This window comes from Amycolatopsis sp. NPDC026612, from assembly GCF_040638285.1.
In the GTDB taxonomy this organism is placed as follows: domain Bacteria; phylum Actinomycetota; class Actinomycetes; order Mycobacteriales; family Pseudonocardiaceae; genus Amycolatopsis.
In genome coordinates, this window is record NZ_JBEZYB010000055.1 from 41,469 (window position 1) to 53,506 (window position 12,038).

13 protein-coding genes are annotated in these 12,038 nt (G+C 71.3%); 7 read left to right on the forward strand and 6 right to left on the reverse strand.

The window, feature by feature from the left end; all coding sequences use genetic code 11:
• Positions 1-2: 2 nt before the first annotated feature.
• Together AB0F15_RS33440 and AB0F15_RS33445 are read right to left on the reverse strand one after the other, a co-directional pair.
• A complete protein-coding gene (locus AB0F15_RS33440; RefSeq protein ID WP_360279197.1) occupies positions 3-329 on the reverse strand; it encodes an SSI family serine proteinase inhibitor in 327 nt (108 codons plus the stop codon).
• A gap of 58 nt (positions 330-387) precedes the next feature.
• The gene (locus AB0F15_RS33445; protein WP_360279200.1) at positions 388-2,025 is read right to left on the reverse strand and encodes a PucR family transcriptional regulator ligand-binding domain-containing protein; all 1,638 of its coding nucleotides are present in this window, start codon (positions 2,023-2,025) and stop codon (positions 388-390) included.
• Positions 2,026-2,167: 142 nt separating this feature from the next.
• Between AB0F15_RS33445 and AB0F15_RS33450 the strand changes: the two genes are divergently transcribed.
• Positions 2,168-3,658, forward strand: a complete 1,491-nt coding sequence (locus AB0F15_RS33450) for a CoA-acylating methylmalonate-semialdehyde dehydrogenase (RefSeq protein WP_360279203.1) — start codon at positions 2,168-2,170, stop codon at positions 3,656-3,658.
• Positions 3,659-3,725: 67 nt separating this feature from the next.
• Here AB0F15_RS33450 and AB0F15_RS33455 read toward each other — a convergent pair whose 3' ends face one another.
• The 4 genes from AB0F15_RS33455 to AB0F15_RS33470 are packed head-to-tail and all read right to left on the reverse strand — an operon-like array spanning position 3,726 to position 6,197.
• On the reverse strand, positions 3,726-4,220 hold the full coding sequence (locus tag AB0F15_RS33455) for a hypothetical protein (RefSeq protein WP_360279205.1): 495 nt from the start codon (positions 4,218-4,220) through the stop codon (positions 3,726-3,728).
• Positions 4,217-5,422, reverse strand: coding sequence for a hypothetical protein (locus tag AB0F15_RS33460; protein WP_360279208.1), 1,206 nt, complete (start codon positions 5,420-5,422; stop codon positions 4,217-4,219). Before AB0F15_RS33460 ends, AB0F15_RS33455 begins: the two co-directional genes overlap by 4 nt.
• A complete protein-coding gene (locus AB0F15_RS33465) occupies positions 5,419-5,745 on the reverse strand; it encodes a type VII secretion target (RefSeq protein WP_360279211.1) in 327 nt (108 codons plus the stop codon). Before AB0F15_RS33465 ends, AB0F15_RS33460 begins: the two co-directional genes overlap by 4 nt.
• A complete protein-coding gene (locus AB0F15_RS33470) occupies positions 5,745-6,197 on the reverse strand; it encodes a YbaB/EbfC family nucleoid-associated protein (protein WP_360279214.1) in 453 nt (150 codons plus the stop codon). The genes AB0F15_RS33465 and AB0F15_RS33470 overlap by 1 nt, the downstream gene beginning before the upstream one ends.
• A gap of 241 nt (positions 6,198-6,438) precedes the next feature.
• Between AB0F15_RS33470 and hrcA the strand changes: the two genes are divergently transcribed.
• The 6 genes from hrcA to ybeY all read left to right on the forward strand — a co-directional run bounded on the left by hrcA (position 6,439) and on the right by ybeY (position 11,953).
• A complete protein-coding gene (gene hrcA / locus AB0F15_RS33475) occupies positions 6,439-7,464 on the forward strand; it encodes a heat-inducible transcriptional repressor HrcA (protein WP_360279217.1) in 1,026 nt (341 codons plus the stop codon).
• Positions 7,465-7,495: 31 nt separating this feature from the next.
• A complete protein-coding gene (gene dnaJ / locus AB0F15_RS33480; RefSeq protein WP_360279219.1) occupies positions 7,496-8,662 on the forward strand; it encodes a molecular chaperone DnaJ in 1,167 nt (388 codons plus the stop codon).
• Positions 8,663-8,665: 3 nt separating this feature from the next.
• Complete coding sequence (locus AB0F15_RS33485; RefSeq protein ID WP_360279222.1) at positions 8,666-9,418, forward strand: 16S rRNA (uracil(1498)-N(3))-methyltransferase; 753 nt, start codon at positions 8,666-8,668, stop codon at positions 9,416-9,418.
• A 455-nt stretch (positions 9,419-9,873) separates the two neighbouring features.
• Positions 9,874-10,242: a histidine triad nucleotide-binding protein gene (locus AB0F15_RS33490; protein WP_360279224.1), complete on the forward strand. Its 369-nt coding sequence runs from the start codon at positions 9,874-9,876 to the stop codon at positions 10,240-10,242.
• 86 nt (positions 10,243-10,328) lie between these two features.
• Complete coding sequence (locus tag AB0F15_RS33495) at positions 10,329-11,396, forward strand: PhoH family protein (protein WP_360279227.1); 1,068 nt, start codon at positions 10,329-10,331, stop codon at positions 11,394-11,396.
• Positions 11,393-11,953, forward strand: a complete 561-nt coding sequence (ybeY, locus tag AB0F15_RS33500) for an rRNA maturation RNase YbeY (RefSeq protein ID WP_360279230.1) — start codon at positions 11,393-11,395, stop codon at positions 11,951-11,953. The genes AB0F15_RS33495 and ybeY overlap by 4 nt, the downstream gene beginning before the upstream one ends.
• The last annotated feature ends 85 nt before the right edge of the window (positions 11,954-12,038 follow it).

A 12,038-nucleotide genomic window follows, 5' to 3' on the forward strand; every position in this document is an offset into this window, starting at 1 on the left:
AATCAGAAGCCGAAGACGCCGTCCGAGTCGCGGTCGGCCTCGCAGCGGTTCGCGTACGTCGTGCGGAACGAGACCGGCTTGCCGTGCCAAACGCCCACCGCCGTGACTTCCACCGGGGCGTAGATCAGCGTGCACAGCTGGTGCCGCGCGGTGATCCGGGAGAAATCGCCGCCGGCGCCGGACAGCACCGCGCACGCCTTGTCGCGCTTCGGGTGCGTGCCACCGGGCGGGTCGCACGTCAGCACCACCGAGCCGATCCGGTTGGCGGTGTCGTGGGTGGTCAGCTGCAGCGTCGACGCCGGGGCCGGCGCCAGGCAGCCGAGGCTCATCAGACAGGCTGCGAAGGGGAGAAGGGCCATATCGGTGTCATCGGCCGTCCGGAGCTGATCACTGTGCTGCACGTCCGGGTGACTCTTCTTCACTCGGCCGGGTGAGGTCCCAGGCCAGCAGGGCGACGTACAGCGAAAGCATCGACTCCGGGTCTTCCAGCCGGACGCCGAGAACCTGCTCGATCCGGGCGAGCTGCTGGTAGTAGGCCGTCCGGGAGGTGTGCGCCGCCGCGGCCGCCGCCGACTTGTTGCCGCCCTGGGCGCAGTAGTGCCGCAGCGCCTGGACGAGCCGGCTGCCCGAAGCGGCGTCGCGCTGCAGCAGCGGCCCGAGTTCCCGCTGCGCGAACGCCGTCACGCGGTCATCGCCTTCCAGCAGGTGCAGCAGGCCGCGCAGGCGCACATCGGACAGCCGGTGGACCACCCGCTCCGCGCCCGTGCCCAGCGCCGCCGCCGCGACCTGGCCCGCTTCCAGCAACGTGCGGCGGGCTTCGGCGGGGGACGACACCGTCGTGCCGACCGCGAGCACTCCCGGCGCGCTGCCGCGGGCCTCGTGGACGTCGGTGGCGAGCCGGTTCAGCACGGCGTCGGCGTTCGCCTCCGGGGACAGCGCGATCAGGGCGCGCACCCCGAGGTCGTCCGTCGCCACCAGCGCCGACACCTTCGCGCGGCGAGCCGCCAGCACGGTCGCCTCGGCCAGCTCGCGCAGCACCGGCGGGGTGGACAGCGCGGGCCGCGGAACCCCGATCAGCTGGGGCCGCACCGCCAGCCCGACGAGCTGCCGTCCGGGCAGCGGCACGGCCAGTGCCGAGGCGCGGGCCAGCAGCTCCGCCGACGGTGCCGGCGAAGCGAGCAGCTCGGCGAGGACCGCGCGGTGGGCCTGGCGTTCGAGACCTTCGGACTCCTTGGCGACCAGCCGGTGCACGGCCAGCGCGGACGCGGCCCGCTCGGCGACCACCCGGAGGCGGTGCGGCGGCTGGTCGGCGCAGACGACGATCAGCCGGCCCCAGTCGTGCCCGCGCGCGCCGACCACGGTCACCAGCCAGCCCGAACCCGGGTGGTAGCCGGTCCGCTCGCCGATCTGGACCACCCGCGACCGGGACGGCCACCCGGCGAGCAGCTCGGCCGGGTCGGTGCCGGCCGCGTCGTAGGCGAGCACCTCGTGCGACAGCGTTTCCAGCACCACCGGCAGGTCGGTGAGCCGGGCGACCTCGCCCAGGACGACGCCGGGCTCGGCGCCCGCGACCGTCAGGGCGGTGAACGTCTCGTGCACGCGCTCGGCGGCCCGCAGCTCGGCGACCTGGGCGTCGACGATCTGGCCGTTGACCGCTTCGGTGACGCTCACGAACCGCGTCTCCCGCGAGAGCGTGACCAGCGGCAGGCCGTGCTCCTCGGCCGCGTCGACCAGCGCGGCGGGCAGCTTGTCGCTCCAGTGCCGGACCAGCTCGACCACGACTCCGGCGGCCCCGACCCCGGCCAGGTCGGCGACGTACCGGGCCAGCGCCGGGCCGTCGTCGGGCAGCGCGACGCCGGTCGTCAGCACCAGCTCGCCACCGCGCAGCAGGTGCGCGATGTCGGCGACCTCGGCGACGTGCGCCCAGCGCACCGGCGCGTCCAGCCCGGCGGCGCCGGCGACGACGTGCGGACGGCCCTGGCGCAGCACCGGCAGCGCGAGGACCTCGGCGACGGTCGGGTACATGGCTCCTCGGCGTGTTGTCTGCGGCAGGGGACAGACTGTACGGCCGGAAGCCAACTGACGTACACGTTGCTGATGGCGGTGGCGTGGCGTCCGCACGGAGACTCGTCTTCGCCGATGTTGCCGAGTGCCAGGAGTGCCCGCCGTGACCGACCGCATCAGCCACTGGATCGACGGCAAGCCGTTCACCGGGACGCCGGCACGGTTCGGTGAGGTCTTCGACCCCGCCACCGGTGTGGTCCGGGCGCACGTGGACTTCGCCGGCGAAGCCGAGGTCGAAGCCGCTGTCGGCGCGGCCACGGCGGCGCTGCCGGGCTGGCGCGGGACGTCGCTGGCCGGCCGGACGCGGGTGCTGTTCGCCTTCCGCGAGCTGCTGTCCGCCCGCAAGCACGAGCTGGCGAAGATCGTCACGAGCGAGCACGGCAAGGTCGAGTCCGACGCGGCCGGGGAGATCGCCCGCGCGATCGAGAACGTCGAATTCGCCTGCGGCGCCGCCCAGCTGCTCAAGGGCGGGTTCAGCGAGAACGCGTCGACCGGCGTCGACGTCCATTCGATCGCCCAGCCGCTCGGCGTGGTCGGCGTGATCTCGCCGTTCAACTTCCCGGCCATGGTGCCGCTGTGGTTCGTGCCCAACGCGCTGGCCTGCGGCAACACCGTGGTGCTCAAGCCGAGCGAGAAGGACCCGTCGGCGGCGGTGTTCATCGCGGAGCTGTTCGCCGAGGCCGGGCTGCCGGCGGGTGCGCTCAACGTGCTGCACGGCGACAAGGCCGCCGTCGACGGGCTGCTGGAGCACGCCGACGTCAAGGCGATCTCGTTCGTCGGGTCGACGCCGATCGCCCGGTACGTCTACGAAACCGGCACCCGGCACGGCAAGCGCGTCCAGGCGCTCGGCGGGGCGAAGAACCACATGGTGGTGCTGCCGGACGCCGACCTCGACCTCGCCGCCGACGCCGCGGTGTCGGCCGGGTTCGGCTCGGCGGGGGAGCGGTGCATGGCGGTGTCGGTGGTCGTGGCCGTCGACCCGGTCGGCGACTCGCTCGTGGAGAAGATCGCCGAGCGGATGGCCCGGCTGCGCGTCGGCGACGGCCGCGACCCCGAGTCCGAAATGGGGCCGCTGGTCACCGCGGCCCACCACGCCCGGGTGGAGTCCTATGTGGACGCCGGGGTCTCCGCCGGTGCTGCCCTGGTCGTCGACGGCCGGGGGATCGAGGTGGCCGGCGACGGCTTCTGGCTCGGCCCGACGCTGTTCGACCACGTCCGCCCGGAGATGCCGATCTACACCGACGAGATCTTCGGCCCGGTGCTGTCGGTGGCCCGCGCGGCGTCCTACGACGACGCGCTGGCGCTGATCAACGCCAACCCGTACGGCAACGGCACGGCGATCTTCACCGGCGACGGCGCGGCCGCGCGCCGGTTCTCCAGCGAGGTCGAGGTGGGCATGGTCGGGATCAACGTGCCGATCCCCGTCCCGGTCGGCTACTACTCCTTCGGCGGCTGGAAGGACTCGCTGTTCGGCGACAGCCACGCGTACGGGCCGGAGGGGTTCCACTTCTTCACCCGGACGAAGGTGGTCACGTCCCGCTGGCCGGACCGCTCGCACGCGGGCGTCAACCTGGGTTTTCCGCGCAACTCCTGAGGCGTAGCTTTCACGTGAAAGTGATCCGGAGTGGTCGCTCCAGGTCACTTTCACGTGAAAGTGCCGGTCAAGCCGGGAGGACGTTGATCAGCAGCTTGCTGCGCGGAGCGATGAGCACGGTGTTGACCCGGTCCGGCCGGATCCGCTCGCGGAGCTTCCTCTCCAGCGGGTAGGTCCGGCCGCCGGCGCGCAGGCTGAACGACTCCAGGCTCTTGAACCCCGGCGGGCTGCGGTGCAGGCCGATCGGGTACTCGTCGGTGACGCGGGCGGTGTCGAAGTCGTGCGTCCAGCCGGTGACCGCGGCCAGCCGGCCTCCGAAGGCGTCGGCGAGCCGGCGCCAGCAGACGAACGCGAACCAGCCGGTGATCGCCAGGAGCGGGACCACGGTGCCCAGCGCCTCGCCCGCGGTCTCCGCCACCACCCCGAGGCCCACCGTGAGCACGAGCCCGGCCACGACCAGGACCGCCGCCACCCAGAAGTTCAGGTCGAGCAGCGCGCCGCGCTGCCCGGGGTGGAGCCGCCCGCTGCGGTTGGCCGGCTCCACCCCGGCCTCGTCACTCACTCGCCCTCCCCTTCGGGGTGTTCCTTCTCGTAGGCTTCCTGGCCCTCGTGGTACCGGTCGTACTGCTCGTTCTCCTGGCGGCGGCCTTCGGTGACCACGCCGACCGTGTCGGCGGTGTTCCAGTGCACCGGCTCGCCGGGCTCGCGCAGCTTGTGCTGGTTCAGCACGCTGCGGCCGTCCTCGGAGAACTTGTCACCGGGGCCTTCGAGCTTTTCGCGGCCGGGCACCTTGTCCTTCCACGCCTGGCCCCACTGGTCGGCGGTCTCCTCGGCGGACTTCGCCTCCTTGCCCGCCTGCTTGAGCTCGTTGGCCCGGCGCTCGATGTTCGCGGCCGTGTCGACGCTCTTGTCCACGATCTTGTCGACGCCCTTGCCCACCTTCTTCAGCGCGTCCGCCGCGCTTTCGAGGGCCGCCTTCGACTTGCCGGCGCCCTTCGCGAGGCCCTCCAGCTTTTCGACGATCTTCGCGATGCGCGTGCTGATCTTCTCGGCGAGCACGCCGCCCTCGATCACGGTGTCGGCGATGAACGCCGCGATGGTCCCGCCGAAGGTGCACCAGGACGCCGCGAGCGCGGCCAGCGCCTTGACGATCAGCTCGCCCACGAACGACGAGATCAGGTCGCGGATCAGCCCGCGCTCGGTGCCGACCAGCGCGGCGCCGATGTTCATCGCGGTCGACGCGCCTTCGGCGTGCGAGGCGGCCCCGCGCAGCACACCGACGTAGCTCTCGGCCGTCCGTTGGTAGGCCTCGGCGGATCCGCAGTCGCTGAACGACTGCTGGACCTTCTTCGCCTGCTGCTCGTACTGCTCGGCCGTCTCGGTGAGCTGCTTCGCGATGTTCGTCCAGGTCACGGCCTTGGCGGTGACCGCCTCGGGCTTGCCGGCGAGCTTGTCGAGGCCGTCCTTCAGGAAGCTGATGTGCTCGATCAGCCAGCCGACGCCCGCGCTGGCCAGCGTGCCGAGCGGGTCCATCGCCGCGCCGAGCAGGTCGAGGGCGTCGGTGCCGACGTCCATGGCGAGGTTGCCCCAGTCGCCGTTGCGGGCGTCGGTCAGCGTCGAGGCCGCGTCGCTGAAGATGCCGGCGCCGCCGGTCTGGGCGTTGACGTTGTCCAGCTCGCCCTTCGAGCCGTCGCCCATGCCGCTCCAGAAGCCGCCCGGTGATTCGGCGGTCGCGACCAGGGGGTTCTCCTGCGTCTCGGTCATGCCGGCAGCTCCTTGCCGATGCCCTCGATCAGGCTCTTCGTCGTCTGTTCGTGGTCGCGGAACGCCGTGTGCGCGGTCTTGATCCGGTCGGCCACCTCGTGGCCGGCCTCGACGGCCGCGTTCAGGAAGCCGTCCGCGGTGTCCACCCACGCCTGGATCGGCACCGCGAAGACCTGCCCGACCAGCCCGAACGCGTCGAAGTCGAGCGCCTGCGCGGTGCCCGCCGCGTCGACCGCCTGCTGGACCTTGCCGGCGATTTCGCGGATCTCGTCCTCGTGGCCGCCGAGGACGTCGAAGTCGACCTTCATCGCTTTGCCCGCCATCACTGCCCCCGGCGCAGGATCGGGCCGCCGAAGTCTTCGTCGTCGGCCGGGCGGGGCCGGGCCGGACGCGCGGGCGGCGGAGTCGGGCTTTCGCGCCGCTCTTCGGTGAATTCCCAGCGCGGCGGTGCTGCCGCTTCCTCTTCGGGTACGGCGGGCGCCGGAATCTGTTCCCGGAGGAATTCCATTGCCTCGCTGTGCTCGCCGATGACCGGCGCCATGATGCCGGCGAGCTGCTGGGCGGCGTCGACCTGGGCCCGGCGGGCCGTGGCCAGGACCACCTGGGCCAGCCGCGTCCGCGGCAGCTCGTCCGCGCGCGGGCCGAAGGTGAGTTCCTGCAGCGCACCGGCGGTGTTGACGGTGACCGTGACGGCTCCGTCGGCACTCGTGGCGGTCGCCGAGACGCGCTCCAGCCGCGCCTTCGCCTCGGCCGCGCGCCGGGCGATTTCGGGCATACCGGCCGAAGCCGGGGCAAAATTGTTCACGGCGACCTCGGAAGTCGGGGAAAGTGACGTGGATCAGAGGGAGCAAACCCGGTTTCGGTTCCCCTTTCAAGCGCAAAATCCCGGGCCAGAACAATGCATGGGTATCGGTTTGCGTGCTCTTTACCCGACGCGGGACGCCCCGCGTTGAGCGCAACCGGCTCAGGCTTCCGTAAACTCGGATCGAGCAGCGAGCGAGGTAGGTGAGGAACCGGTGGCCAACGCGGAGGAACGCCGCTTCGACGTGCTGCGCGCGATCGTGGCCGACTACGTGTCCAACCAGGAACCGGTCGGGTCCAAAGCGATCGTCGAGCGGCACAACCTGGGTGTGTCGAGCGCCACGGTGCGCAACGACATGGCGACGCTCGAAGAAGAGGGCTACATCACCCAGCCGCACACCAGTGCCGGTCGCGTCCCGACCGACAAGGGTTACCGCCTCTTCGTCGACCGGCTCTCGGAGATCAAGCCGCTCTCCACCGCCGAACGCAAGGCCATCACCACGTTCCTCGACAGCGGCACCGACCTCGACGACGTCCTCAAGCGCTCGGTCCGGCTGCTCGCACAGCTGACCCGCCAGGTCGCCGTCGTCCAGTACCCGATGCTGACCAACGCCAAGGTGCGGCACCTCGAAGTGGTGCCGCTCACCCCGGCTCGGCTGATGCTGGTCCTGATCGCCGACAACGGGCGCGTCGACCAGCGCACGGTCGACCTCGGCGACGTCGTCACCGAGGAGGACGTGGCCCGGCTCCGCAGCGTGCTCAACACGGCCATGGCCGGGCGGCGGCTCAACGACGCCGCGGCGCGCGTCGCCGAGCTGCCCGACAAATCGCCCGGCGAGCTGCGGGACGCCCTCATCCGCGTCACGACGGTGCTGGTCGAGTCACTGGCCGAGCACCCGGAAGAACGCCTGGTGCTCGGCGGCACCGCCAACCTCACGCGGAACGTCGCCGACTTCCCCGGCTCGCTGCGCCAGGTCCTCGAAGCGCTCGAGGAACAGGTCGTCGTGCTCAAGCTGCTGGCCGCCGCGCGCAACCCCGGTGCGATCACGGTGCGCATCGGTGAGGAAAATGAAGACGAGCAGATGCGCAGCACCTCCGTCGTCTCGATCGGCTACGGCCGCGACGACGTGGTGCTCGGCGGCATGGGGGTGGTCGGCCCGACCCGGATGGACTACCCCGGCACGATCGCCGCGGTCCGGGCGGTCGCCAACTACGTGGGGCAGATCCTGGCCGGCCGCTGAGCCGGGCAGAGCAGAAGGAGAAGCAGAGACGGTGGCGAGGGACTACTACGGCATCCTCGGGGTGGCCAAGAACGCGAGCGATCAGGAGATCAAGCGCGCGTACCGGAAGCTGGCCCGGGAGCTGCACCCCGACGTCAACCCGTCGGAAGACGCGCAGCACAAGTTCGGCGAAGTCACGACGGCCTACGAGGTGCTGTCCGACCCGCAGAAGCGCAAGATCGTCGACCTCGGGGGCGACCCGATGGACGGCGGCGCGCGCGGCGGGGGCGGCGGCGACCCGTTCGCCGGCTTCGGCGGCCTCGGCGACATCATGGACGCCTTCTTCGGCGGCGCCGGCGGAGGCGGGGGGCGCGGGCGCGGCCCGCGCAGCCGCGTCCAGCCCGGCTCCGACGCGCTCATCCGGCTCGGCCTCAGCCTCGAGGAGTGCGCCACCGGGGCCGACAAGGAAATCGCCGTCGACACCGCCATCGTGTGCGACCTCTGCCGCGGTGCGGGCACCAGCGAGGGCACCTCGGTCAAGACCTGCGACACCTGCGGCGGCGCCGGCGAGGTCCAGTCCGTCCAGCGGTCCTTCCTCGGCCAGGTCGTCACCGCCCGCCCCTGCCCGGTCTGCCGCGGCTTCGGCGAGGTCATCCCCGACCCCTGCCGCCAGTGCGGCGGCGACGGCCGCATCCGCGCCCGCCGCAACGTCACGGCCAAGATCCCGCCGGGCGTCGGCGACGGCATGCGCATCCGCCTCTCCGGCCAGGGCGAGGTCGGCCCCGGCGGCGGCCCGGCCGGCGACCTGTACGTCGAGATCGACGAGACCCCGCACGAGGTGTTCGTCCGGCAGGGCCACGACCTGCACTGCAACTTCCGCATCCCGATGACCACCGCCGCCCTCGGCGCCACGGTGCCGATCTCCACCCTCGTCGACGGCGACTACGAACTCGACGTCGAACCGGGCACCCAGCCCAACGCCGAGCTCGTCCTCACCGGCAAGGGCATGCCGCGGCTGCGGTCCTCCGGCCGCGTCGACGGCCGCGGCGACCTGCACGTCCACATCGACGTCGTCGTCCCCACCAAGCTCGACGAAGCCCAGCGTGAACTCCTCGTCGAGCTCGCCCAGCAGCGCGGCGAAGAGGTCCCCACCCTGGCGTCCAACGGCACCAAGCACGGCGGGCTGTTCTCCAAGCTGCGCGCCAAGAACCACCGCTGACCCGTGCCCGACACCACCCTGCCGGTCTTCCTCGCCCCCTCCGTGCCCACCTCGGGACACGCGGTCCTCGACGGCGAGGAAGCCCGGCACGCGGCCACCGTCCGGCGCCTGCGCGCGGGCGAACGGCTCGTCCTCTCCGACGGCGCCGGCACGATGGCCCGCTGCGTCGTCGAAGGCGTCCGGACCGGCCGCGACCCGCTCCTGACCCTGTCGATCGAGGAGCACTGGACCGAGGAACCACCCGCCCTGCGCGTCCTGGTCGCCCAGGCACTGGCCAAGGGCGACCGCGGCGAACTCGCCGTCGAACTCGCCACCGAGGCCGGCGTCGACGCGATCGTGCCCTGGCGAGCAGCCCGCAGCGTCGCCAAGTGGGAAGACGGCGGCCGCGGCGAGAAAGCCCTCGCCCGCTGGCGCGCCACCGCCCGCGCCGCCGCCAAACAAGCCCGCCGCGCCCACGTCCCCGACGTCACCGAACCCGCCACGACCGACGAGCTCGCCGGACTCGTGGCCACGATGGCACTGACGATCGTCCTCGAGTCCGACATCCCCGACCGGCTCGCCGACCTGCCACTGCCCGACACCGGCGACATCCTCCTGGTCGTCGGACCCGAAGGCGGCATCACCGACGAGGAACTCCGGACCCTGACCGGCGCCGGCGCCCGAGCGGTCCGCCTCGGCACCACAGTCCTGCGCACCTCCACGGCCGCCGCGGTCGCCCTCGGCGCGCTCGGCGCCCTCACGACCAGGTGGCAGTAGAAGATCAGCAGCGAAAAAAGCGAAAATTTGGCGCCCAGTTATGGCGCGATCACGCTCCGACCGGTTACTCTCGTTGATTAACGCACCACTCAAAGTTTCGGTGCGCCACTGGGAAGACACAGACCCCGCCGGGCACCTCCCCCCTCGGTCCGGCGGCCGCCGCGGTCGCGGTGAGGCGACCCCCAGGCTTCACCGCCGCCGCGGCACCTTCCTGCTCGCTTCGCTCGCAGGTGGTGCCGCGGCTTGGTTTCGTCCTCGTCTTCTGGGGGTCAAACCCCCAGGCCCCCAGCCGGGGGCACGCCCCCGGACCCCCCGCCTGTGCCGTCGTCGTTCGGTCCGTGAGGCGTGTTGCGTTCGATGGTGGGGTGAGTTGCGTTTGGGCGTGGGGCGTGGGGCGTGTTGTGGTGGTGGGGCGTGTTGTGGTTGGTCGTGGGGTGGGTGGCTAGGGTGCTCTTATGAGCGAGAGTGATGCCGATCTTCTCTTTGAACGGATCGTTGGTGGGGAGATCCCTGCCGATGTCGTCTATCAAGATGAGACCACCTTTGCCTTCCGGGATATTCGGCCTCAGGCGCCCGTTCATGTGCTCGTCGTGCCTCGGAAGCGGTACCGGAATGTGGGCGAGCTTGGTGCTGCTGATCCGCAGCTGCTGGCCGATGTTGTCGCTGCTGCTCGGAAGGTTGCCGAGCTCGAGGGCATCCTTGAGAGCGGGTATCGGGTTGTCTTCAACTCCGGTGGGGATGCCGGGCAGACCGTTTTTCACGTTCACGCCCATGTCCTGGGCGGGGAGCCGCTCGGGCTGTTCGGGGCTCCCGACGAGGACTAGGGAAACCGGCCTGCGTCTTGCCGGGCGCTGCCAGTAGCATCGGTGGGGTCCGTTCTCCCTCACCGAGAAAGCAGGCCTGAGGCCACGTGGCCGGAACCGTACCGGGTGGTGCCGCCCGACCCGACGTCCCCGGGGACGTCGCCAAGACCGAGGATGCCGCCGTCCCAGCGGCTCAGTCCCGGTTCCCCATTCCTGACGCTGCCGCTCTCAGCCTGCTCGGGTCGCGCGACGAGAACCTGCGTGTCGCCGAGGAGCTCCTGGCCGCTGACGTGCACGTTCGCGGCAACGAAGTCACGCTGACCGGTCCGCCCGCCGACGTCGCGTTCGCCGAACGCGTCTTCGCCGAGCTCGTGCAGCTCGCCACCGGCGGCCAGCAGGTCGGACCCGACACCGTCCGCCGCACCATCGGCATGCTCTCCACCGGCGACGCCTCGCCGGCCGAGGTCCTCAGCCTCAACATCGTCTCCCGCCGCGGCAAGACCATCCGGCCCAAGACGCTCAACCAGAAGCGCTACGTCGACGCCATCGACAAGCACACCGTCGTCTTCGGCATCGGCCCCGCCGGCACCGGCAAGACCTACCTCGCCATGGCGAAGGCCGTCCAGGCCCTCCAGGCCAAGCAGGTCACCCGCATCGTGCTGACCCGCCCGGCCGTCGAAGCCGGCGAACGCCTCGGCTACCTGCCCGGCACCCTGAACGAGAAGATCGACCCCTACCTGCGGCCCCTCTACGACGCGCTGCACGACATGGTCGAGCCCGAGTCCATCCCGCGGCTCATGCAGGCAGGCACCATCGAGATCGCGCCGCTCGCCTACATGCGCGGCCGGACGCTCAACGAGGCCTTCATCATCCTCGACGAGGCCCAGAACACCACGCCCGAGCAGATGAAGATGTTCCTCACCCGGCTCGGCTTCGGGTCCAAGATCGTCGTCACCGGCGACATCACCCAGGTCGACCTGCCCAGCGGGCAGCGCAGCGGCCTCCGCGTCGTCCGAGACATCCTCACCGGCGTCGAAGACCTCCACTTCGCCGAACTCACCAGCCAGGACGTCGTCCGGCACCGGCTCGTCGCCAGCATCGTCGACGCCTACGAGAAGTGGCAGGCCGTGCAGGACGCGCAGCAGAACGACGGCTGGAAGGGCAACCGGCGGTGAGCATCGAGATCGCCAACGAATCCGGCGTCGACGTCGACGAGACGTCCATCGTTTCCGCCGCGCGCTACGCCCTCGACAAGATGGAGGTCAGCCCGCTCGCCGAGCTGTCCATCCTCCTCGTCACCCTCGAGGTCATGGAAGACCTCCACGAACGCTGGATGGACCTCCCTGGCCCCACCGACGTCATGGCCTTCCCGATGGACGAGCTCGACTCCTCCCGCCGCCCCGACGCGCCCGACGCGTCACCGGCACTGCTCGGGGACATCGTGCTCTGCCCGGCGTTCGCCAAGGACCAGGCCAAGACCGCGGGCCACGGCCTGATCGACGAGCTGCACCTGCTCACCGTGCACGGCGTGCTCCACCTCCTCGGCTACGACCACGCCGAACCCGCCGAGGAACGCGAGATGTTCGCCCTCCAGAAGCGCATCCTCGGCGAGTACCAGGACGCCGTCGCCGCGCTGGAGAAGCGGGACGCCCAGCGCAACACCGACGACCGCGTCCTCGGCATCGCCGGGCTCGACGCCGCCGCCGAACCCCCCGCTGGGGAAACGTCCTAGTGTCGCGCGTCCCCGATCTCGGCTCCGGACCAAGCGCCCCAATGTGGCCTTCGGTGCGTTCAACGCACCCAAGGCCACATTGGGG

Bases quoted from the DNA above. Each gene is read 5' to 3' on its own strand.
- AB0F15_RS33440 (WP_360279197.1), bottom strand. From the start codon at position 329: ATGAGCCTCGGCTGCCTGGCGCCGGCCCCGGCGTCGACGCTGCAGCTG.
- AB0F15_RS33445 (WP_360279200.1), bottom strand. From the start codon at position 2,025: ATGTACCCGACCGTCGCCGAGGTCCTCGCGCTGCCGGTGCTGCGCCAG.
- AB0F15_RS33460 (WP_360279208.1), bottom strand. From the start codon at position 5,422: ATGACCGAGACGCAGGAGAACCCCCTGGTCGCGACCGCCGAATCACCG.
- AB0F15_RS33465 (WP_360279211.1), bottom strand. From the start codon at position 5,745: ATGGCGGGCAAAGCGATGAAGGTCGACTTCGACGTCCTCGGCGGCCAC.
- AB0F15_RS33470 (WP_360279214.1), bottom strand. From the start codon at position 6,197: ATGCCCGAAATCGCCCGGCGCGCGGCCGAGGCGAAGGCGCGGCTGGAG.
- AB0F15_RS33490 (WP_360279224.1), top strand. From the start codon at position 9,874: ATGAGCGAGAGTGATGCCGATCTTCTCTTTGAACGGATCGTTGGTGGG.